General features: G+C 62.3%; 21 protein-coding genes and 2 pseudogenes. 14 read left to right on the top strand and 9 right to left on the bottom strand.

The features are described 5' to 3' along the window. Positions 1–465: 465 nt before the first annotated feature. From GO608_RS00110 to GO608_RS00100, 3 genes are all read right to left on the bottom strand, one after another. Entirely contained in the window at positions 466–2,049 is a 1,584-nt protein-coding gene (locus GO608_RS00110; protein ID WP_011255033.1) for a UbiD family decarboxylase, read from the bottom strand. Between the two features lie 49 nt (positions 2,050–2,098). After that, positions 2,099–2,698 (bottom strand): UbiX family flavin prenyltransferase, encoded by a 600-nt coding sequence (locus GO608_RS00105; protein WP_169200214.1) that lies wholly within the window; start codon positions 2,696–2,698, stop codon positions 2,099–2,101. Positions 2,699–3,136: 438 nt separating this feature from the next. Beyond that, complete coding sequence (locus GO608_RS00100) at positions 3,137–3,925, bottom strand: IclR family transcriptional regulator (RefSeq protein ID WP_169200218.1); 789 nt, start codon at positions 3,923–3,925, stop codon at positions 3,137–3,139. A gap of 245 nt (positions 3,926–4,170) precedes the next feature. Between GO608_RS00100 and idi the strand changes: the two genes are divergently transcribed. Both idi and GO608_RS00090 read left to right on the top strand, forming a co-directional pair. Next, positions 4,171–4,740, top strand: a complete 570-nt coding sequence (idi, locus tag GO608_RS00095) for an isopentenyl-diphosphate Delta-isomerase (RefSeq protein ID WP_169200219.1) — start codon at positions 4,171–4,173, stop codon at positions 4,738–4,740. A gap of 99 nt (positions 4,741–4,839) precedes the next feature. Beyond that, positions 4,840–5,877 (top strand): IS5 family transposase, encoded by a 1,038-nt coding sequence (locus tag GO608_RS00090; protein ID WP_247002679.1) that lies wholly within the window; start codon positions 4,840–4,842, stop codon positions 5,875–5,877. Positions 5,878–6,139: 262 nt separating this feature from the next. Here the strand turns inward: GO608_RS00090 and GO608_RS00085 are convergent. Further along, positions 6,140–6,836 (bottom strand): annotated as a pseudogene (locus tag GO608_RS00085) (IS5 family transposase). A gap of 493 nt (positions 6,837–7,329) precedes the next feature. Between GO608_RS00085 and GO608_RS00080 the strand changes: the two are divergent. The 3 genes from GO608_RS00080 (at position 7,330) to GO608_RS00070 (ending at position 9,503) form a co-directional block, all read left to right on the top strand. Further along, positions 7,330–7,719, top strand: a complete 390-nt coding sequence (locus GO608_RS00080) for an HIT family protein (protein ID WP_169200613.1) — start codon at positions 7,330–7,332, stop codon at positions 7,717–7,719. Continuing rightward, complete coding sequence (locus GO608_RS00075; protein WP_247002696.1) at positions 7,716–8,771, top strand: HNH endonuclease; 1,056 nt, start codon at positions 7,716–7,718, stop codon at positions 8,769–8,771. Before GO608_RS00080 ends, GO608_RS00075 begins: the two co-directional genes overlap by 4 nt. Before the next feature lie 99 nt (positions 8,772–8,870). Then, the gene (locus GO608_RS00070) at positions 8,871–9,503 is read left to right on the top strand and encodes an SOS response-associated peptidase (RefSeq protein ID WP_169200612.1); all 633 of its coding nucleotides are present in this window, start codon (positions 8,871–8,873) and stop codon (positions 9,501–9,503) included. Positions 9,504–9,552: 49 nt separating this feature from the next. Here GO608_RS00070 and GO608_RS00065 read toward each other — a convergent pair whose 3' ends face one another. Next, positions 9,553–9,936, bottom strand: a complete 384-nt coding sequence (locus tag GO608_RS00065) for an H-NS histone family protein (protein ID WP_169200611.1) — start codon at positions 9,934–9,936, stop codon at positions 9,553–9,555. A gap of 293 nt (positions 9,937–10,229) precedes the next feature. Here GO608_RS00065 and GO608_RS00060 point away from each other — a divergent pair, with 293 nt between their 5' ends. Continuing rightward, entirely contained in the window at positions 10,230–10,571 is a 342-nt protein-coding gene (locus GO608_RS00060; protein ID WP_169200610.1) for a helix-turn-helix domain-containing protein, read from the top strand. A 16-nt stretch (positions 10,572–10,587) separates the two neighbouring features. Here GO608_RS00060 and GO608_RS00055 read toward each other — a convergent pair whose 3' ends face one another. After that, the gene (locus GO608_RS00055; protein ID WP_169200670.1) at positions 10,588–10,833 is read right to left on the bottom strand and encodes a hypothetical protein; all 246 of its coding nucleotides are present in this window, start codon (positions 10,831–10,833) and stop codon (positions 10,588–10,590) included. Positions 10,834–11,044: 211 nt separating this feature from the next. Here GO608_RS00055 and GO608_RS00050 point away from each other — a divergent pair, with 211 nt between their 5' ends. Beyond that, complete coding sequence (locus GO608_RS00050) at positions 11,045–11,779, top strand: DNA/RNA non-specific endonuclease (RefSeq protein WP_247002694.1); 735 nt, start codon at positions 11,045–11,047, stop codon at positions 11,777–11,779. Between the two features lie 229 nt (positions 11,780–12,008). On the opposite strand, the gene GO608_RS00045 is transcribed toward GO608_RS00050, so the two are convergent. Further along, on the bottom strand, positions 12,009–12,875 hold the full coding sequence (locus GO608_RS00045) for a LysR family transcriptional regulator (protein WP_169200645.1): 867 nt from the start codon (positions 12,873–12,875) through the stop codon (positions 12,009–12,011). Between the two features lie 64 nt (positions 12,876–12,939). Between GO608_RS00045 and GO608_RS19475 the strand changes: the two are divergent. From GO608_RS19475 to GO608_RS00035, 3 genes and pseudogenes are all read left to right on the top strand, one after another. Further along, positions 12,940–13,287: pseudogene (locus GO608_RS19475) on the top strand (YbfB/YjiJ family MFS transporter); the annotation flags it as partial. 88 nt (positions 13,288–13,375) lie between these two features. Further along, positions 13,376–14,146 (top strand): YbfB/YjiJ family MFS transporter, encoded by a 771-nt coding sequence (locus GO608_RS00040; protein WP_281505618.1) that lies wholly within the window; start codon positions 13,376–13,378, stop codon positions 14,144–14,146. A gap of 13 nt (positions 14,147–14,159) precedes the next feature. Beyond that, a complete protein-coding gene (locus GO608_RS00035; protein ID WP_169200335.1) occupies positions 14,160–15,197 on the top strand; it encodes an NAD(P)H-dependent flavin oxidoreductase in 1,038 nt (345 codons plus the stop codon). Between the two features lie 101 nt (positions 15,198–15,298). Here the strand turns inward: GO608_RS00035 and GO608_RS00030 are convergent, their stop codons facing one another. After that, positions 15,299–15,637, bottom strand: coding sequence for a response regulator (locus tag GO608_RS00030; RefSeq protein ID WP_169200334.1), 339 nt, complete (start codon positions 15,635–15,637; stop codon positions 15,299–15,301). Between the two features lie 121 nt (positions 15,638–15,758). Here GO608_RS00030 and GO608_RS00025 point away from each other — a divergent pair, with 121 nt between their 5' ends. From GO608_RS00025 to GO608_RS00015, 3 genes are all read left to right on the top strand, one after another. Next, a complete protein-coding gene (locus GO608_RS00025) occupies positions 15,759–16,883 on the top strand; it encodes a sensor histidine kinase (protein WP_169200333.1) in 1,125 nt (374 codons plus the stop codon). 183 nt (positions 16,884–17,066) lie between these two features. Continuing rightward, positions 17,067–17,390 (top strand): transposase, encoded by a 324-nt coding sequence (locus GO608_RS00020; RefSeq protein WP_247002692.1) that lies wholly within the window; start codon positions 17,067–17,069, stop codon positions 17,388–17,390. 5 nt (positions 17,391–17,395) lie between these two features. Further along, positions 17,396–17,791, top strand: a complete 396-nt coding sequence (locus GO608_RS00015; RefSeq protein ID WP_343316730.1) for an IS5 family transposase — start codon at positions 17,396–17,398, stop codon at positions 17,789–17,791. Here the strand turns inward: GO608_RS00015 and GO608_RS00010 are convergent. Further along, complete coding sequence (locus GO608_RS00010; protein ID WP_169200332.1) at positions 17,782–18,999, bottom strand: glycosyltransferase; 1,218 nt, start codon at positions 18,997–18,999, stop codon at positions 17,782–17,784. The genes GO608_RS00015 and GO608_RS00010 overlap by 10 nt on opposite strands. Before the next feature lie 56 nt (positions 19,000–19,055). Here GO608_RS00010 and GO608_RS00005 point away from each other — a divergent pair, with 56 nt between their 5' ends. Continuing rightward, entirely contained in the window at positions 19,056–19,697 is a 642-nt protein-coding gene (locus GO608_RS00005) for a TetR/AcrR family transcriptional regulator (RefSeq protein ID WP_169200331.1), read from the top strand. The last annotated feature ends 244 nt before the right edge of the window (positions 19,698–19,941 follow it).

Raw genomic sequence — 19,941 nt, 5'->3', positions numbered from 1 at the left:
TGCGAACCCACACGCGGGCGAAACAACGCCTTCACCGAAACATCCGGCATTCGCCCGAACCGTATTGCGATACTCCCTTCGCCGCGCATGACATGCTGAAAGAATCTATTGTTGTAGTTGTGGCACTCCTGTTCTTCACCTTAATCCAGCCGGAAAGGCTGATATCGGGCGGGAGTTGGGCGCAGGTTAAGTCTTCCCGTCCTCCGCTCACTGGTTTCACCTGCGACTGGCCGTGCCGGGGCGGCACGAGTTGCGCGGCAGTTCCGGCGGCAGGACTGATCTCCCGCCGGCGCTCCTGTCTGACACTCCTGGGTTGATTGCAGCGACCGCTGCCGAGAATCACGCCCTTTCAACAGTTGCGGAGATCGGCGAGCAACCGACCGGCGAGCCAGCCGGTGCGGTTGCTCAGATCCAGGACCCGGTATGCGTTAAGCATCACGGACTCCTTTGTGTTGGCAGCAGCGGTCAGCGTCCCGTGCGTGCCAGGGACAGCACCCAGCCTTCCATGCGCGAGCGCATCTTCTTGATGTCGCCCTCGCCGAAGAAGGCTTCCGGCTTGACCAGATCGACGCCGTACACCGGGCGGTGGAAGTCGCTCTCGTAGCCGAACGGCACGGTCGCGTCGATCCCCATGCCGCCTTCGAACTGGGTGTTCGAGGCGGTCCATTGCTTGTCGCCCGAGGTCATGCGCTCGGCCGGCATGAAGGTCTGGCCTCGCCCGCCGGGGATCGGGTTGAGGATGTCGGTGCGCGGATTCACGCGAGTGGTCAGACACCACATGATGTCGTCCATCGAGTAGATGTCGACGTCTTCGCTCACCGCGATCGCCAGGCGCATCCCTTGCGAGCACGACAGGATCGCGGAGAGGAAATTGCGCTGCCAGCCTTCCTCGATCTGGTTGCGCTTCTTGACCTGGATGATGCAGCCGCCCCAGTCGGTCATGCAGTACGGGATATGCACGTTCTGCACGATGCCGGGCTGCAGCCGCTCGCACAGCGCGAAGATCGCCGACTCGCGCACCGAGGTGTCGATGTTGGCGTCGTCGGCCGTATGCACGCCGAGCGGGAAGATGATCGGCTTGCTCTCGCGCCGGCGCATCGTGATCGCGGTGACGTGGAACGTCGGCGCCTTGTACGCTTTGCCCATGTAGCCCGCCCACTCCGGGTGGAAGTGAAAGCGCCCCTGGACGTCGGCCGCTTCCGACTCGGCCGTCTCGTAGCGCTTGTCGCGCGGGTGCAGATAGCCTTCGAGTACGTACTCGGCGTCGGCGAGCGTGTAGGCGTCGATCGTGCGGCACTTGACGAGGCGCACCGGCGAGCCCTGGATCGCGCCGGCGATGCCGATCTCGTCGCAGCCCTTGGGCAGGATCGCGTAGTCGAAGCCCGAGCCGGCAACGAAGGTGCACGACGGGGGCACGCCGAAGCACATCGTCAGCGGGATCGGCTCGTCGTCCTTGTAGTGCTCGGTCATCACCTGCCACATGTGTGATCCGGGCGAGATCTGGAACGTGCCGACGTTGCCCCAGCGGAAGTTCATGCGGTTGTAGCCGATGTGGCTGCCGCCGTCGAAGTACGGGCCGACGACGCACGAGATGCCTGAGCCGATCGTCAGCTCGGTCTCAAGCGGCGTGTGGCGGATCGCGGTCAGCCACTTGTTGACGTCGAGGTCATCGGTGATGACCTCTTCCTGCACCGGCGCCTCGTCCTGGCCGATGATGATCGGCGCGAGCGGATGGTCGATCGCACGCGCGACCTTCTTGACCCGGTCGAGCGAGTTCTCCCAGCCGAAGAGGCCTTCGACGACACGGATGTCGCCAAAGAGGTTCGTGATCGCGCGGGCATGGGGCATGCCTTTGACGTTGTTGAAGAGCATCGGCAGGCTGCCGTCGAAGATCTTCTGCAGACCGGTGATCTCGAGGTCAGGATTGACTTCCTTGTCGGTCTCGACCAGGTAGCCTTGGGTGCGGAACCACTCGAGCGCTTCACGCAGGTCCTTGACCCCGGCCCGCAGGGCCACCGCATCGATTTCTTTCGTTGCCAGATCGTTCATCGTGTTGCCTCCAGGTTGCTTTACTCGGGAATTTCTGGGGTATGTGCGATTACTTCTGCGGCTGGAGATTGGCAACCTTGCGGTTGCGCATCTCCCCCTCCCAGCGCCGCGCGAACTCGGCCGGCAGGCCGAATTGATCGAGAATCCGGGCAACGACGTGATCCACGATGTCCTCGACCGTCTGCGGGTGGTTATAGAACGCCGGCATCGGCGGCATGATCGTCACGCCCATCTTCGAGAGCTTGAGCATGTTCTCGAGATGGATGTCGGAGAGCGGCATCTCGCGCGTCACGAGCACCAGGCGACGCCGCTCCTTGAGGATCACGTCGGCCGCCCGATGCACCAGGTGGTCGCCCGTGCCGTGGGCGATCGCCGCGAGGCTCCTCATCGAGCACGGCGCGATCACCATCCCTTCGGTCACGAACGAGCCCGACGAGATCGACGCGCCCATGTTGCCTTCGACGTGATCGACCGCGGCGAGCGCCCGCACCTGCTTGGCCGTGTAGGACGTCTCGTGCTCGATCGTCTGGATCGCCCACTTGCTCAGCACCAGGTGCGTCTCCACGTCGGTGCCCTGCAGCGCCTCGAGCAACCGAACCCCGAACACCACCCCCGTCGCCCCAGTGATCCCCACTATCAGTCTTTTCATATGCCCCTCGCTCAAGGAATCAGTACAACTCCAGATGACCGCTGATAGTCCATAATACGGACCTTTTTAACAATCTGGCTCTGCACTTAATTCGTGATAACTGTGGCCTTGAAGCAACTTTAGAGAGGAATACCGCAGCAGACAATCCATATTTCGGACTTTTTATTCCATATTTTGGACTGCTGTTATCGGACGCCTTGCAGGGGAAATGAGAGGCGGAGTTGAATTGCGCAGGTTCTGCGAAGGAACCTGCCGCAGTCGGCCGGCCGGATTACGAGGCCGGCCCGTTGGGCGACCCACCTCCCTGCACAAACAGGGAACGCAAGCGCATTCAACGTCGGCAAGACTATCGACGGACGCGAAAATGATGGGCGAATGGATTCTCGGGTGTCGCCAGGACACCCGGGAATCCGGTTGCTTACGTGTGTAGAGCGTGCCTCAAGGGCGGGCCGTGTCGCTTACGGCAGCCTCGAGATTGATGATTTCGGCCCGAATCAGCGCAACCAGCTCCTTCTGGCGCTCGTCGGTCATGCGGCTGGAGATCGCGCCGATGCTGATCGCAAGGAAAGGCTCTCCCGAGCGGGAGCGGATCGGCAACCCGACCGAAGTGGCGCCGGGCGTTATACGGGCGTCGTTAAGCGCGTAACCCAGCTCCCTGCACCGCTTCAGCAAACGCATCAGCGCGGGGACCGTGAGGTTGTTGTACGCCCCCAACCTGAGAGCGTTGGCGGAAACGACGTCGTCAATGGCCTGATCCGGCAAGGACATCAGCAGCGCCAGGCCGCCCGCCCCCACCCCCAGAGGGCGTCGAGTGCCGACATCGAGAGTGAGCGTGCGGATCGGAAAGGAACCTTCGGCGCGATCTATGCATACCGTATCAAACCCGCTTCGTATCGTGAGGAATACTGTGTCGCCGGTCTTTTCGGCGAGCCTTGCGAGGACCGGCCGACAAACATCGCGCAGATTGAAACTCGATGAGGCAGCAAGTCCAAGCTCGAAAACCAGATGCCCGAGAAAATAGCGGCGCGTCTGCGCATCCTGCTTGACCAGGCCTTCGGCAATCAGGCATTTCAATATCCGGTGGGCAGTCGGCCGCTCAAGCCTCGAATGCGACGAGATGTCAACCAGACGTAATCCCGTGCCATTGCGGGAAGCGAGGATCCGCAAGACGTGCGCGGCGCGCTGGATGCTTTGGGTCCCCGTGCCAGGGCCATTGCTGTCGCTCATCGGGAAGTTCCCTTTCATAATTCCACATTTTGGAATTTTATCGGTCACTTCCGCCTTGTCAACGCTGACTTCGAGACATAGATTTGTTGATATGCAGCGTTCTATTGCCAGTATCACTGCCAAAAATCAGTTCATATTCCGGACTGTTGCATTAGGCACGGAGTCTGATGGTGGCGCCTCGAATTCCGGTGATGCCGGATTCCCGGTAGGCACTGCATTTCTCTATCCTGTATGCAGGAGGCCAAATGGAAGATCAAGTGATTCTGGTGGACGAGCATGACAATAAGGTCGGCTTCGCAGGCAAGATGGCGGCCCACCAACGCGGTGCGCTGCACCGCGCCATCTCGATATTCGTGTTCGATTCCCATGGCCGGCTGATGCTGCAACGGCGCGCGGCAGCCAAATATCATTCGGGCGGACTGTGGAGCAATACCTGCTGCAGCCATCCCCGCCCGAACGAGGAGAGCGCCGATGCCGCGCGTCGTCGCTTGCGGGAGGAAATGGGCGTCGATTGCGAACTGAAGAAGGCGTTCAGCTTTGTATACAGGACAAAGTTCGGCAGCGGTCTCATCGAACACGAATTTGATCACGTGTTCTTCGGCAACCATGACGATCGTCCGGTATTGAATCCGGACGAGGCCGACGACTGGAAGTGGGTGGACTTGACGGAATTGACGGTCGACGTCCGCAAGCGCCCCGAAACGTACAGTTTCTGGCTGGCGGCCTGCCTCGATCGTGTCATCAGCTGTCGGTCCTTGAACCGAGCCGGGGCGGCAGCACAGAAAATTGGATCAACAAGCACTTTGATGGCATGAGTGCTGCCCAGGATAAAGCTTAAGGGCGCCTCGAAAAACCTCGACTCGCCCACCCTTGGTAAAATTACAGCGTCCTCAATCTCGCCACAGCCGACATCGATGAAACCGCGCAGCGCCATCAAGACCGACCTGTTTGCCTTTGATGCCCACTGCAAGAAGATCGACACGCTGGGTGACCCGCTGGTCGAGATCGAATCGCATATCGATTTTCCCGCGCTGGCGGCCGAGGTCGATATGATTGCGCCGCGACTCGTGAGTGCGCAGGGCGGGCGCCCGCCATACCCGACCGAGACGATGGTGCGCATCCTGGTGTTGAAGCGTCTGTACAACCTGTCCGATGAGCAGATGGAGTACCAGTTGCTCGACCGCATGAGCTACAAGCGCTTCTGCGGACTGGCGAATGCGACGAACGTTCCGGATCGCACCACGGTGTGGACCTTCGAGAACCGGATTGGTGAAGCGGGGGCGAAGGCCTTGTTCGACGGGGTCTCGACGCAGCTGCTCAAGAAGGGGTTCATCGCGCGCGGCGGTCAGATCATCGACGCGACGCTGGTGCCGGCGCCCAAGCAGCACAACCGCCGCGGCGAGAAGGAACTGATCGAGCAAGGCGCAATGCCCGCCTCGTGGCGCCCGGCGAAGCGGCGCCAGAAGGATACTGAGGCGACCTGGACCAGGAAGCACGGCAAGAGCTACTTCGGCTACAAGCTGTCGATCAACATCGACAAGAAGTACAAGATCATCCGCCGAATCGAGACCGATACTGCCAGCACGCACGACAGCCAGCACTTTGACAACGTCTTCGACACGCGCAACACGAGCCGCGATGTCTATGCCGATCGGGGCTACCCGTCCGAGCAGCGTGAAGCCAGGCTCAAGGAGAACGGCTTTCGCAACCAGATCCAGCGGAAGGGCAAGCGCAACAAGCCGCTGTCCGAGTGCCAGCAGCGACGCAACAAACGCATCGCCAAGACGCGTGCGCGGGTCGAGCACGTGTTCGGGGCCATCGAGCAGATGGGCGGCAAGCTGCTGCGCACCATCGGTCAGGCGCGGGCGAACTTTGCGATGACGATGATGGCTGCCTGCTACAACCTGAAGCGGCTGGTCTATTTCAGGAAGGCCGGAATCGAGGCCTTCTGACGCCCGAAATGGGCCGCATCGCCGATGTCCGAGGCGATTCGAGGCAAAAACTGAGCGACACCGCGGGAAGAAGCGGTGATTTGCCGAAGGAACTGAACCGAATTCGGTCGCGGTCATCGTGTCGCACCGGGGTTCATTGAAAACCTCGGGTTATTCGAGGTGCCCTTAAGTCCAACCGTGTCGCCGGGGCGGGGACGCCACTAGACGTCCGAATCGGGCGCGGCATCGGCCCGAGAGGCACCGTACGTCGCCGAGAACCTGTTCAAAGTCTATTGAGCAAAAGGGCCAGGAATGCGAGGTGGATGAACTGCAAGCTGGTGTTGAGCAGCCGCTCGCAGTTCTTCCATAGTCGCCTGTTTTCTTCCAGCCAGGCAAAGCTGCGCTCGACGATCCAGCGCTTGGGCATCACCTTGAACGCGGTGGTTCGCGGCGCTTGGCGATCTGCACCGTCACGCCCTGCGCGAAGGGCTGGCCCCTATAGCCGCTGTCGCACAGCACGCTTTGCACCCGCTCGAGCCCAGGCTTGCAACAACGCAGCCGCCTGGAGCGCCCCCTTGCGGTCCGTCACCTCAGCCGTGCTCACCGCCCTCGCATACGGCAAGCCTTGGGTGTCGACCGTAATGTGGCGCTCGATCCCCGACACCTTCTTGCCGCGTCATAGCCCTTCTGGGCCGCCGTATCCAGTCGCCAACCTGATTTTTTAAAGCCTGCTCCAGCAGGCTCCCACCCTTGCACGGCTCGCTCCAGATGGCAAAGTACGCGTGCATTGGGCGCCATTTGGGAAACCCTTCGGGCAGCATGCGCCCCTGGCAGCCACTCCTGAGCAGGTACAACACCGCGCAGAACACTTCGTACAGGTCCAGGCGCCTCGGACAGGTCTTCCTGGGCGCACTCTCCAGCGGCGGACGGATGATCTCGAATTGTTCGCGACTGATGTCGCTCGGATAGCTCTTCCTCATCCCTCAACGTTCTCATTACTCCAGAGACTTTGAACAGGTTCTTAGGGCTCAAGCGCCCTGCCCTCGGGTACGAACCACTTGCACGCCCCGCGGTTCCCAGCGCGACCCGAGCGCCTTGACGGCGTCCTTGTCCCGGTAAGCGACTGTCAGACAGGTGTCAGGCAACCGTTTCTCCTCCGCTTCATAATTTCTCGTGAGGGCTAAGGACGTTAGCCCGGCCACCCCTGCCGCCTGATCGCGATCAGCGCATCGTGGAGGAAGGACAAAACTGTCATCGCCTCCTCCGAAGAGCGATCCGTGTCCACGCCCTCCCGTGCATGCCTTGCGGTTAGCCCTGTAAAGGAAGGTATGGCTACCGTCCAACCGTCTCAACCGGCACGCCTGCCGCGTTCGTCACTCTGGCCGCCGGAGCATTTCAGCCAGCGTGACCAAACGTGATTGAACTGCCTCGCGTCAAGGTGACCCGGGACGTCTTCGACGGTATGCTATCAGGATGAAAATGCCCGCCTGCCCATTCTGCACCCTGCCCCCCGAGCGCATCGAGTTCTCCAACATGCACGGGGTGGTGATCCGCGATGGCTATCCCGTTTCCCCCGGCCACACCCTCGTAATCCCGCGCCGGCACATCGCCTCCTACTTCGATCTCGAAGGCGTGGAGCGGGACGCCCTGCTTGCCTTGCTCGACGAGGCGAAGCGCCGCCTGGACAAGGCGCTGCATCCCGACGGCTACAACATCGGAATCAACGACGGGGCGGCGGCGGGCCAGACCATCCCGCATCTGCACATCCATCTCATCCCGCGCTATCACGCGGACCGGAACGACCCGCGCGGAGGCGTGCGCTGGGTCATCCCCGACAAGGCCGACTACTGGACACCCCGATGAGCGTGCCTTGCGCCGAGGCGCAGATCCGGTTTCTGCAGCAGATCCAGCGCCTCTTTGGCGAAGGGGAGTTTTCCGCCACCTACAAGTTCGCGCTGCTCCTGTCCTTGGCCGAGCTCGCGGTCGAATGGGGCGACGACAGCGGCGCGGCGCTCGAACTGCCGCTCACGGCCGTGGCCGAGAAGTTCGCCGAGCTCTACTGGCGGCAGCTGGCCGTCTACAGCTCGGGGCAGGCAGGCGCGCAGGCCGCGGTGCTACACCAGAACCATGGCGCCCAAGCCGCCATCGTCCAGCACCTCGCGCCGATCCACCGTGAGGTCCAGGGCCAGTATGGTGCCGCCCGACAACACCCGGAGTGGGAGGGGATGCTACGCACGGTGGCAAACATTGTGCGCGCCATGCCGCTGCGCCATCTGCAGATGCTCGGCGGCACGCTCGAGCCTTTTCTCTACGATTACCCGTGTCCACGAGGACTCGTCCGCCTCAAGCCCGGTGTCGCCTTCAACCTACGGCGCTACCACGTACTCATCCAGCAACTAGCCCGGGCGGGCTGGGTCGAGCACGTGCGAGGCAACCGGCTCAACGCGCCCATGTTGGGCTGGCGGGACGATCTCGAGACGTTCATGTTCGGTGCCCCCCGCGCGCCGCTTGCCGAGGTGGCCCGCGTGCTCGGGCCGCTGCAGTCGCATCGCTGTTTCTACTGCCGTGAGCGGATCACGAGCCAGGCCGAAGTCGATCACTTCATTCCGTGGTCGCGCTACCCACGGGACACGGCCCACAATTTCGTGCTGGCTCACCATGGCTGCAACAACGACAAGCGCCAGATGCTCGCGGCAGGCCGCCACCTGGAAGCCTGGATGGAGCGCTTCGGGCGCTACGGCAACGAGATCGGGCAGGCCTTGTCCGACAAAGGGTTCGTGGTCGATCCGCAGTGCTCGATCCGGGTCGCGCGCTGGGCTTACGAGGAAGCCTTTCGCATGGGCGCTTCAGCCTGGAAGGAAAAAGGCATGACGGAGCTGCTCAGGCCGTCGAGCCTCGCGGTGTTCGCGGACTGATTGGGCGAGACGCTCGCCCGGCCCCTCCGGGGCCGTGCCATGCGGGCCGGCGGATCGCAGCGGTGCGTCCCGATCCGCCATGATGGGAGGATTCCGAACATGTGTTCCAACTATCGACCTGCTCGGCGTGCGGAGCTTGCGCATTTTGGCGTCGCACCGCCTGAACTCCCGCTGGAGGACAAGGACGCCTATCCGGGCAGTGCCGCGCCGATGATCTATCAGCCGCCCGAAGGCGGCGGCTGGTCGTGCGTGGCCGGCACCTTCGGACTGCTGCCCATCTGGGCCAAGGAGCGGGCCTTGGCCAAGCGCACCTATAACGCCCGGGTGGAGACGGTCGCCGAGAAACCCTCGTTCCGAAGCGCCTGGCACAAGCGCCAGGTGTGCATCGTTCCGGCCGCGGCGATCTACGAGCCGTGCTACGAGACCGGCAAGGCCGTCTGGTGGCGCATTGCCCGGGCCGATGGCGCCCCCATGGCGATTGCGGGGTTGTGGGAGCGCAAATCGTGGGAGGCAGGCGTGCCGAGTTGGTCCTTCACGCTGCTCACGGTGAATGCCGAGACGCATCCGCTCATGCGCCGCTTTCACAAACCGGATGACGAGAAGCGCACGGTGGTGGTGCTCGATGGCGACGCCCCCGAGGCGTGGCTCGCGGCCGAAAGTAAGGCCGATCTGCGGGCGCTGCTTAGGCCGTGCGCGGAGACGCTTCTGGTTGCCGCCCCGGGCAGGCTCTAGCGTAGGGAGAAGCGAGTCGGAGGGTCACCGATCCGGTCTCGCAGCAAATTCAGGCGACATCAGGCTGCTGCCGCGCGAGCTTTTGCGCCGCCACTGCCAGCGCATCGAGCGAGCCGCCGTTCGCAAGCCACGCTTCGACCCAGTGGGGTTTTCGCCCACGTCCGGACCAAGCCAGTTCCCGGTTGTTCGGGTGGCGGAACTTCACCGGCAGGGGCGCCTTGGCGGGTGCAGCCGTCTTCGATCTAGCTTTCCGGGGTGTTGCGACCACGGGGCTTGCCATCACCTCGTCGAGCGACAGGCCGTGCTCGCGGACGAGCTTCTGCAGTTTGCGAAGGACGACGGCCTTGCTTGCGGACTGGCGCTTTCCGATTTCCTTGTCGATACGCCCGCTCAACTGCTTGAGCTGGGGGAGCGTGAGCTGGTCGAGATTCATGACGTATTTGCAATGACTTCGTGATGAGGGCATGAGCGACGCATCATGCCACGGCAGGCGGCATCCAGATACGTGCGAGTAGTACGAAAGTAATAATTCGTCCCGCCCTAGGTTCGGCGCTTGCCGGACTGTCGTCGCACGTCCCACCACAGCAATGCCCGCACGACGCTTCCCATGGCCATGGTCAGATCGTTTGCACGAAAAGAGCCAGGGGAGATCGTCGATGTCGCAACGACGCATCAAATGCCGATAGAATATCCGACGATTCGACATCCACCAGCTAGGACCGCCACATGCCGCCTGCGAAGACCAGCAATTTTTGGTTCCAGACAAACGCCGACGTTGTCGCTCGACGCAAAATGCTCGGCCTGAACCAGAGTGAATTCTGGATGCGCCTCGGCATCACGCAGTCAGGGGCATCTCGCTATGAATCCGGGCGCACTATCCCGAATCCGGTGAAGATCCTGCTTCAGGTGGCATACGGTTCCGACGCGCAGATGATCGTGACAGTCGCAGAACTGCGGGAGATGCCTAAACAGCCGGAAAAGCAACCTGAAAGGCGACCGCAGAAGCTGGCTGCCAAAAAAGCTCCCCGCACGAACGATCAGCCGAGGGGCTTCGGCTACCTGCCGTAAGTTGGCTCAAGGCAGCTCAGTTCCCGACGGCATCGCGCGCGCACTTCTTGGTGAAGCTGGCACGTGCAGCGCCCGCGAGTTTCTTCTCGGTCGCCGCGACTTCGCAAGCCGCTTGTGCGTCCCGCGAACACTTCTTCATGAAGCTCGCTTTGGCGGCGCCTGACAGCTTCTTCTCGGCAGATCGAGCACTGCAAGAGCCTTCTTCCGCATGGCTTGCGAGACTGACGAGTGCCATTAGAAGAGCCAGAATCAACGCGCGCATTTATATCTCCGCAGGGGGCTCGATCACGCCAATAGCGCAGCCAAGGTACCCCATCATCATGACGTCTTCAAGTTGAATTCTCCTGGGGTACACTCAGATCGCGATGCCGCAGAACACTTAGCCCGTTTGTAGGCGGCACCTCTCGTCGACGCTGCGGTCGTCCAGTGGGTTATGGTGGCGCCCCCCGCCCAAGACTGACCCACGAAAACGTATGCGAACGCGTTCCGTCGTTGCCCTAGCCGCCCTGCTGCTAACAACCACTAACTATGCCGCAGGCAACGGCTTTCGCAGTTGCCCGGACGCTTTCCCGGGCCCCCCTCCGGTCATCAAGCGGTCCGCGGATTGGAAGCTGCGCGAACTGTGCTACGACGCGTTCGCACTTCTGCATTCGGGCAAAACCCGCACGCCGCTGTTCGTGGTGGAGAAGCTCACCCGCGCAAGCTTGACCGACGCGGACGACGAGGAACGGACCAATCGGTTCTTCGCCGACGCCCGCCTGCCCAGATTAGAGCGCGCGCACCTCGACGATTACCACCGGTCGGGCTTCGACCGTGGTCACATGGCGCCGGCAGCTGACATGCCAACCGCTCAAGCGATGGCGCAGAGTTTTTCGTTGGCGAACGTGGTTCCCCAGGCGCCGAACAACAACAGGCGGACTTGGGCCAAAGTCGAGCGGGATACCCGGGCCTACGTGAAGCGCAGCGGCTCGACCGTTCACGTGTTTACAGGCCCGGCATGGCAAGGGCACCAAGCCACCATTGGCTCCAGTCCCGTCGCGGTACCGACCCATGTGTACAAGCTCGTGTATGACGCTACCAAGAACCGTGCGTGGGCGCACTGGCTGCCCAACACTGATGAAGCTCGCTTGGGCAGGCCCATCTCATACGACGCGTTGACGCAGCACCTGGGGTTTGAACTGTTGCCGGGGAAGCGCCCTTCCCCCTAAACCCGGTGGTCGTGCGGCGGGAAGCTACGATCAGGAATGGCGGCCGTCGAGTAATGGTGACGGAGTGCTTCCGAACCTGACCTGCCTGATGATGTTTGCACGGTCGAAGTCGGCTTTCGGATCATCAATCTGCCGGACGCCTGCAGGCTGACCACCTCATCCTCTGCCGATGCTGTCGATCAGCGCTCCCCGGTCGAATGCCCTGGATGCGCCCACTTTCCGACACCGGCTACGTACCGACTTGCAGCATTTCAAGCAACGCTCTCAGTTGCCCGCTTGGATCGCCTGACCACACCAGGTGCGTTCGGTTAGTCCGGATCGCCTTCGGCAGAGCGTGTCGCTGGACGGATGTGCCGATGACTGCATGGTCGAGGACGCTCGTCGGCATGATGGCAACACCCGTTCCGGCTGACACACAGGCCACGATGGCGTGGTAGGAGCCGAGGTCGAGGAATCGACTCGGCGTGACGCCCGCTGCAGAGAACCAGTCGACCAGCAGACGCCGGTATGAGCAGCCATGCGGGAAGGCCACGACGGATTTGTCGGCGAGATCCTGTGGGCTGCTGATGGTAGGACTGCCTTGTGCCGTGATGAGGACCAGCTCTTCCTCGAAAGCGACGACCGAAGAGAGGCTAGCCCGTTCGAATGGCTCGGATACGAAGGCTGCCTCGATCTGGTGATTGTCGAGCTGGCGAAGCAGTGCCCCGGTCGTTCCAGTCTGAAGTTCCACGTGTGTCTCGGGGCGCGCCGCGTGGCAACGCGAGAGGATGACGGGCAGCCGCACGCTGGCAGCACTCTCCAGTGCACCCAGGCGCAGGGAGCCACGTATCACCCCATGGCAGAGTTCCTGCTCGGCCTCGTCGGCCAGTCTCAACAGACGCTCAGCGTGCCTGAGCAATAGACGACCTGCATCGGTCAGCACCACGTTCCGCCCCTGTCGGCGGAAAAGTTGCGTACCCAGTCGCGCCTCGAACTGCTTGAGGCGGGTCGTGACGTTCGAGGGCACCCGATTGAGCTGCGCTGCCGCACGCAGCACGCCGCCCTCGAGGGCTACACAGCGGAAGATGTGCAGATCTTCGAGGTTGATTATTCTCATAACGTGAACGTTTGTTTCGTTAAATTCACTTTTCGATTCTAGCCCACGGGAGTCTAATCTCGCCATGAATACACGCTCTTCATCATCGATCCAGGCTGGATCGGTCGTCTTGATCGGCCTCGTCGCACTGGCCATTGCAATGGGTATCGGTCGGTTCGCGTTCACGCCGATGATGCCGCTGATGGTGCGGGATGGCAGCCTGGACGCTGTGACGGGGACGGAATGGGCGACCGCGAACTACGTCGGTTACCTCCTCGGCGCAATCAGCGCGTCGTGGTTTGCGCGCAGTCCTCGGCATGGCCTGCAGATTGGGCTGGTCGGTGTTGCCGCGACGACCCTCGCGATGGCTTGGGGCAACGTTGCGTTGCCGTGGCTGGGCATGATCCTCCGGGGTAGCGCAGGCATCTTCAGCGCCTGGGTGCTGGTATGCGCCAGTAGCTGGTGCCTGCCCGAGCTGGCGCGTCGCAACTCGACGTCGCTGGGGGATGGATCTACACGGGGTGGGGCTGGGGATCGCGGTAACCGGCGTCATGACGTGGCTGGGCGGTACCCAAGCAGCCGGGGTGCTGTGGGTGGAGCTCGGGTTACTGGCCATTGCCGGAGGGCTCTACGTCATGTGGCATCTGCCGAGGCATTCCGCCGCGTCGGCGCCTTCCGCCATCGCTGTCGTCCGAAAGCGCCCTGCGCCGTCGGTCGGAAGCGGAAATCTTGGTGTGGTGCTCTGCTACAGCGCGTTCGGCTTCGGCTACATCGTTCCCGCGACCTTCCTGCCCACGATGGCGCGGCAACTGGTGTCCGATCCGCTCGTGTTCGGGCTCACCTGGCCCATCTTCGGTACGGCGGCGGCACTCTCGGTAGCCTTTGCCGCGCACAGGCTGCATGGCTGGTCGCGCAGAAAGGTCTGGGCGATCGCACAGGGCGTGATGGCGGTGGGCACCCTGCTACCGCTGCTGCAGCCCGCCTTGTGGGTGCTGGCGGCCTCTGCGGTTCTGGTGGGCGGCACCTTCATGGTCACCACCATGGCGGGTCTTCAACTGGCGCGTGAACGCATGCCCGCGAACCCGACGCCGCTGCTGGCCCGCATGACCGCCGGCTTTGCAGCGGGACAAATCGCCGGCCCGCTGCTCGTGCGCCTGATCGGTGACACGCGCGTTGCCGGATGGGACGCGCTGAGCCTGGCTAGCGCAGCAGCCAGCCTGCTGCTGGCAACCACCTCCATCTGGCTCTGGCGTGATGGCATTGCGTCGGCGCCGAAGCAGCAATCAACGTGAAGGGACATGGAGCATGTCGTTACAAGAACTTCTTGGCATCGAACTTCCGATCATCCAGGCGCCGATGGCCGGCGTGCAGGACAGTGCGCTGACGATTGCCGTCTCGAATGCCGGCGGCCTGGGCTCCCTCCCCTGTGCGATGCTCTCCAAGGACATCTTGCGCAAGGAACTCGATACCCTGCGCGCACGGACGACTCGCCCGTTCAACCTCAACTTCTTCAGCTATCGCCCTCCCGAGCCTGACGAGATCAAGACCCGAGCGTGGCGCGCCCTGTTTGCAGGCTACTACGCCGAGTTCGGGATGGACCCCGCCGACGTTCCAGCCGGTCCTGCGCGGATGCCGTTCAACCACGAGATGGCGGACCTTGTTTGCGCCTACCGGCCGGCCGTGGTGAGCTTCCATTTCGGACTGCCCGCTCCGGAATTGCTGACCCGGGTTCGCGCGGTCGGGGCCAAGATTCTGTCCTCGGCAACGACCGTTGAAGAGGCGCTTTGGCTGGAAGCACAGGGTGTCGATGCGATCATCGCGCAAGGTGCCGAGGCAGGCGGGCACCGTGGAATGTTTCTCACGGAAGACGTCGATACCCAGGTAGGCACCTTCGCGCTGGTGCCACAGATTGTTCGTGCAGTCCGGCTCCCGGTCATCGCCGCGGGGGGCATTGCCGACGCGCGAGGCGTCCGGGCGGCGATGGACTTGGGTGCGGCTGGCGCGCAGGTGGGTACGGCTTACATGCTGTGTCCGGAGGCGACAACCAGCGCGATTCATCGCGCTGCGCTGAAGAGCGACTCGGCCCGCGTCACCGCGCTGACAAACGTCTTCACCGGCAGGCCTGCGCGGGGCATCGTAAATCGCCTGATACGAGAGCTCGGTCCGATGAACCCGCAGGCGCCGCAATTCCCAATGGCAGCATCGGCATCGGTTCCGTTGCGGTCGAAAGCGGAAAGCTGGGGGAGCGGTGATTTCTCTCCCCTGTGGGCCGGCCAGAATGTTTCGGGTTGCAAAGAGACAGCCGCCGGCGAGTTGACCCGAGCGCTGGCGCTTCTGGCGTGACCCGCGCTCGCGGGGAGGCGGAAGTTTCCTTGCATATGGCTTGCAGCCACCGCGTTCCGGCCGCAATACCCTGAGGAATTATCGACCCTCGTGTGCGAGTTTCAACCTTGCAGGGCGGCGGAAATGTCGGTGAGGCTTGCGGGCTTTCGCAGGTAACCGTCGAAATCAATCTGGACGCGTCGCTTGGTTGCATCGTCATCGTGACCCGAGAAAGCGATCAAGCGCAGGCTGGCTCCATACGCGTCCCGCAACCTTCGCGCGAGCTCGAAGCCGTCCATGCCCGGCATGGTCAGGTCCACGATGGCCGCCTCTGCCGCGAAGGACAGACCGAGCGCTTGAGTCCCCTCATAAGCGACCTTGACGTCATGGCCAGATTGCGTCAGCAGGGCCGCCAAGGCGTCCGCTCCGTCTACGTCGTCATCGATCACGAGGATACGCATTGCCGCTCCTGGGGAGTAAACTGGCCTCCCTCTGTACAGGCAAGGCACGTACCTGCCATCGTCGACGCCGGCCACTGATTTCGTTCACGCAGAAGGCGAGTGCTTTGGCGAGGTTTGCAGCGTGAAACTTTCGACCTTCATCCTGGATAACATCGAGCCCATCTTGAAGCAATGGGAGGAGTTCGCACGCTCGTTGCAACCGGGGCGGCTCATGACAGTGACGGCCCTTCGCGATGACGCAGAGCGGATGCTCCAATTCATTGCGGCAGACATCGAAACGCCTCAATCGCGGGCGCAGCAGCGGCAAAAGTCGATCGGTCGGGGACTGCAACTTGCTGACCGAGCCGACAGCGCGGCACACGACCACGGCAAGGCGCGTGCCGTTGATCACTTTACGTTTTCGGAAATGGTTTCCGAGTACCGCGCGCTGCGCGCTGCGGTCACACGCATGTGGCTCGACTCGGCCGGCGTCGACGCCGAGAGCGTCGCCCAGCTCGTGCGCTTCAACGAAGCGGTAGACCAGGTTCTCGCCGAGTCAGTGGTCCGCTTTGCGACGACGCTCGAAAGGGAGTCGGACCTGTTTACCGCGTCGATCGGCCACGATTTGCGTAACCCCCTGAACTCGATCGTGTCCTCGTCGGAAATGCTGGCGCAGTCGACTTTATTGCCCGACCCCGAGCGCGCCGCGGCAAAACGGATCGCCAACTCAGCGTTGCGCATGGCGGGCATGCTCGCCGAGCTACAGGATTTTTCGCGCAGTCGCCTCCACGGACTGATCCATCTGTCGCTCGAGCACGCCGACGTGGCGCAGATTTGCAAAGATGTTATGGCCGAGATTGCTGCGACCCATCCGACGTATTCGCTGGGGTTCGTCGAATCGGGCGATACCGCCGCCATCGTGGATCGTAAGCGTATCGGTCAGCTGATTTCGAACCTCGTCGGAAATGCCGTGCAGCACGGAACTCCATCTGGCACGATCTGCGTGAGCGCACAGGGGGGCGAGCAGCATGTGCGCATCGAGGTCCATAACGAGGGTCCCAAGATTGATCCGGCCCGTCTTAAGGACATCTTCGAACCGTTGCATCGTGCCCCATCCGAGGCGCCAAGGGCACCGGGAAGTCTGGGCCTCGGGCTTTACATTGTCCGCCGAATAGCGGTGGCGCACGGCGGGACCGTCAGCGTCACGTCGACTGAAACGGACGGGACAACTTTCGTCGTCGTGATTCCGCGGACGCCGAAGAATTGATGAGTGCGGTGAAGTCGAAGGCGTCGTGGCTTCAACACCGTCGACGGCCATCCAACGGCATTTACTAACCTTCTCGTAAATATTGTCTCCTGGCATGACAATATTTACGAGAAGGTTAGGGGCTGTTCATTTGCTGATTTGTGTTTACATCCTGATCTTTGAAGGGAGATCAGGATGCTTCGGATGGTGCTGACGGATGAGCAGTGGCAAGCAATCGAAGAGCGGTTGCCGGGCAAATCAGGCGACCGGGGGGCACAGCCAAAGACAATCGGCTGTTCGTCGAGGCGGTGTTGCGGTTGGCGCGCACGGGCAGCCCGTGGCGCGATCTGCCCCCCGGAGTTCGGCAACTGGCATTCGACATACATGCGCTTCGCGCGCTGGCGCGATGCGGGCGTGTGGGACCGGATCGCCTTTGCCTTGGCCGGTGAGCGCGATCTGGGGCAGGTGTTCATCGATTCGACTATCGTTCGTGCCCACCGGCACGCCTCGGGCACCCAAAAAAAGTAGGACCGCTGGCGCTGGGTCGCTCCCGTGGAGGGCTGACGAGCAAGCTTCACTTTGCCGTCGATGCGCTTGGCAAACCTCTGGGCATGATTCTGACTGCCGGTCAGATTGCCGACATCGAATGTGCGCACGACCTCATCACCGGTATCGCCTGTGTCAGTCTCGTGGCCGACAAGGGCTACGATGCTAATGCCCTGATTCACAGCATCCATACTGCAGGGGCGAAAGCAGTCATTCCACCTCGCTACGACCGCAGCGCTTACCGTGCGCGCAACCTGATCGAGCGCTTCTTCAATCGCATCCAGCATTTTCGACATATCGCCACCCGCCACGACAAGCTCGCAGCGACCTACATGGCCTTCGTGCGCGTCGTGTGTGCTGTGATTTCATATCGCTATATGTGAACAGTACCTAGTAGTTTCTCAATCTCGCCCATGGCCGCACCCAGCCCATCTTCCTTTTCCATCTGCTCGCCAAGCTGCGCTGCCCGCTTCTGGACCCCCTTGCCTTCAACAAAGCCTATCGCCTTCCCCAACAGCCCGGCCTCCAGCTTCGCCGCATCGAGTGCTGGCGGCGCGACGCCCAGACGATTCAGGCGTTCGGCCCAGAAGGCTTGATCCCCGGCAAATGGAATGACGACCGAGGGCTTGCCAGCGCGGGTGGCGGAATGGGTCGTACCGGAGCCACCATGATGGATGACGGCGCTAGTGCGCGGGAGCAGCCAATCGTGCGGAGTGGTACCGATGCGCAGGATGTTGTCAGGCAGCGCGATGTTGTCCATGCCGCTCCAGCCCGGGTAGAAAAGTGCGCGGCGACCGGCCAACGCAGTCACCAGCGTTTTTGCCATGTGTGGCCCATCTATCCCGGCCATGCTGCCGAAGCCGACATAGACTGGCGGCGGGCCGGCGTGGAGAAAGTCGGCAAGTTCCGGTGGTGGCGTGAAGTCGGCGATCGACGTCTGCCATTGGCCGCACAGACGCGCGTGGGCCGGCCAATCCCCAGGCTGTGGCAGGATCGTCGGTGAAATGCCGTAGAGCATCGGATGTTCAATCGGCAGATCTCGACGTGGCGGTAGCCCAAGCACCCTCTGGCGCGCTTCATTCAGGGTTTTTCTGAAGGCAAGCCATAACAATTGGTTCGTTACCCGGAGGCTGGCATGGTTGAGCCAGCGCGGCACCAGACCTGCGGGCAGGAAGGGTGAAGGAAACTCGCGCGAAGGCGTGAGCGGAATCATTCCACTGCCGATGACCGGGATGCTCAGGCGTTCGGCCACCGATAGACCGATGAAGCCCGCCAAGCCGGACGTGAGGATGGCGTCGCAGCCTTCGGCAGCCGCCAAGGTTTGAACCGTCCAAGCGCGGGTGTTGGCGTTGGTCAATTCCACCAGTGCCTTGGCCGTGCCTTTTGGTCCGTGGCGGCTCCATTCGGAGAACAACTGGCGGACGTCGCCGGGCAGCGCCGAGTTGGCCAGGCCGAGTTCTTTGGCCGAGCCGAGGGCGCGCGCATCGCCGAGCAGATGGACAGCGTGGCCGCTCCTGCGCAGCGCGTGGCCAACAGCGACGAGCGGCCGGGTGTCGCCTTCGGTCCCGTACGTGAGGATCAGCAGTTTCATGGAAACGCCCTAAAAGTATACGTCGTATACTTTAACATTCTCTATACTCCCCGGCGATGACCTCCCCGATCGACTTGGAAAACCAATCCGACGCGCTCGCCGGTGGCCTGCGACCGCTGAAGAAGGCGCGCCTGATGGAACGCATTGCCGCTGCTGCGGGGGAATTATTTCAAGCCGCTGGTTACATGACCGTGACGATGGAGCAGATTGCCGCCGCCGCCGAGGTCTCCAAGCGCACGTTGTACAAGTATTTCCCGGCCAAGGAGGCGGTGCTGGCGCATCTGCTGGAAGGCGAACTGGCGCGAGACCTCGCTCGCCTCGATTTCCGCTTTGATTTGAACGCCTCTTTCCGCGCCAACGTCTCCGCACTACTGGCGGAGTCGGCTGCGTGGTGCGAGCGTCATCCCGACTATCTGCTGCCCTATATCCGCTACAAGTTCGCCAGCTTCGAGCCGAATGCCGAAACCGCCGACAGCGGTGACATGGTGCAGATGTGGACGCTGCTGATCGCTGCGGCCCAGCAGCGCGGCGAACTCGATGCGACACGCCCGGCCGAACAACTGGCGACCTATTTCCACTACCTGTACTTCGGCGCGCTGATGCGCTGGATCACGAATCGGCGGCTCGACCTGAAGCAGGAGTTCGCGACAGTGGTATCGCTGTTCGTCGAGGGTGCCTGCGCTGCAGGGCGACAGTAGTAGTCCCCGAAAAGCTGCGGAATTCACATTATGAGCATATCAAAGCGGCAATTCGGGGGCTAACGTGATCCCCGTCCTTTATGGCAACTTTTAAAGGTTATCGATCACCGCACGGGTGATGCGGGCCCAGTCCGTCGGAGGCGGACAGAGCGGCCGTTCGAACGAATTTGGGTACTGGCTGCCGCGTCCAGTGCCGGCCGAACGCCAAGTCCCGGCCACAGCCGTTCGGTCATCTTCTCTCGAC

The sequence above is a fragment of the Aromatoleum buckelii genome, from assembly GCF_012910785.2.
Classification (GTDB): Bacteria; Pseudomonadota; Gammaproteobacteria; order Burkholderiales; family Rhodocyclaceae; genus Aromatoleum; species Aromatoleum buckelii.
The sequence above is the reverse complement of the archived record's forward strand: the minus strand, read 5'-3'. Positions and strand labels throughout refer to the sequence as shown.

What these genes read in the sequence shown, in the direction of transcription:
- GO608_RS00030 (WP_169200334.1), bottom strand. Translation starts at nt 15,637, where the DNA reads ATGCGTATCCTCGTGATCGATGACGACGTAGACGGAGCGGACGCCTTG.
- GO608_RS00105 (WP_169200214.1), bottom strand. Translation starts at nt 2,698, where the DNA reads ATGAAAAGACTGATAGTGGGGATCACTGGGGCGACGGGGGTGGTGTTC.
- idi (WP_169200219.1), top strand. Translation starts at nt 4,171, where the DNA reads ATGGAAGATCAAGTGATTCTGGTGGACGAGCATGACAATAAGGTCGGC.
- GO608_RS00060 (WP_169200610.1), top strand. Translation starts at nt 10,230, where the DNA reads ATGCCGCCTGCGAAGACCAGCAATTTTTGGTTCCAGACAAACGCCGAC.
- GO608_RS00075 (WP_247002696.1), top strand. Translation starts at nt 7,716, where the DNA reads ATGAGCGTGCCTTGCGCCGAGGCGCAGATCCGGTTTCTGCAGCAGATC.
- GO608_RS00045 (WP_169200645.1), bottom strand. Translation starts at nt 12,875, where the DNA reads ATGAGAATAATCAACCTCGAAGATCTGCACATCTTCCGCTGTGTAGCC.
- GO608_RS00010 (WP_169200332.1), bottom strand. Translation starts at nt 18,999, where the DNA reads ATGAAACTGCTGATCCTCACGTACGGGACCGAAGGCGACACCCGGCCG.
- GO608_RS00055 (WP_169200670.1), bottom strand. Translation starts at nt 10,833, where the DNA reads ATGCGCGCGTTGATTCTGGCTCTTCTAATGGCACTCGTCAGTCTCGCA.
- GO608_RS00020 (WP_247002692.1), top strand. Translation starts at nt 17,067, where the DNA reads ATGGTGCTGACGGATGAGCAGTGGCAAGCAATCGAAGAGCGGTTGCCG.
- GO608_RS00065 (WP_169200611.1), bottom strand. Translation starts at nt 9,936, where the DNA reads ATGAATCTCGACCAGCTCACGCTCCCCCAGCTCAAGCAGTTGAGCGGG.
- GO608_RS00035 (WP_169200335.1), top strand. Translation starts at nt 14,160, where the DNA reads ATGTCGTTACAAGAACTTCTTGGCATCGAACTTCCGATCATCCAGGCG.
- GO608_RS00070 (WP_169200612.1), top strand. Translation starts at nt 8,871, where the DNA reads ATGTGTTCCAACTATCGACCTGCTCGGCGTGCGGAGCTTGCGCATTTT.
- GO608_RS00080 (WP_169200613.1), top strand. Translation starts at nt 7,330, where the DNA reads ATGAAAATGCCCGCCTGCCCATTCTGCACCCTGCCCCCCGAGCGCATC.
- GO608_RS00100 (WP_169200218.1), bottom strand. Translation starts at nt 3,925, where the DNA reads ATGAGCGACAGCAATGGCCCTGGCACGGGGACCCAAAGCATCCAGCGC.
- GO608_RS00050 (WP_247002694.1), top strand. Translation starts at nt 11,045, where the DNA reads ATGCGAACGCGTTCCGTCGTTGCCCTAGCCGCCCTGCTGCTAACAACC.
- GO608_RS00005 (WP_169200331.1), top strand. Translation starts at nt 19,056, where the DNA reads ATGACCTCCCCGATCGACTTGGAAAACCAATCCGACGCGCTCGCCGGT.
- GO608_RS00090 (WP_247002679.1), top strand. Translation starts at nt 4,840, where the DNA reads ATGAAACCGCGCAGCGCCATCAAGACCGACCTGTTTGCCTTTGATGCC.
- GO608_RS00110 (WP_011255033.1), bottom strand. Translation starts at nt 2,049, where the DNA reads ATGAACGATCTGGCAACGAAAGAAATCGATGCGGTGGCCCTGCGGGCC.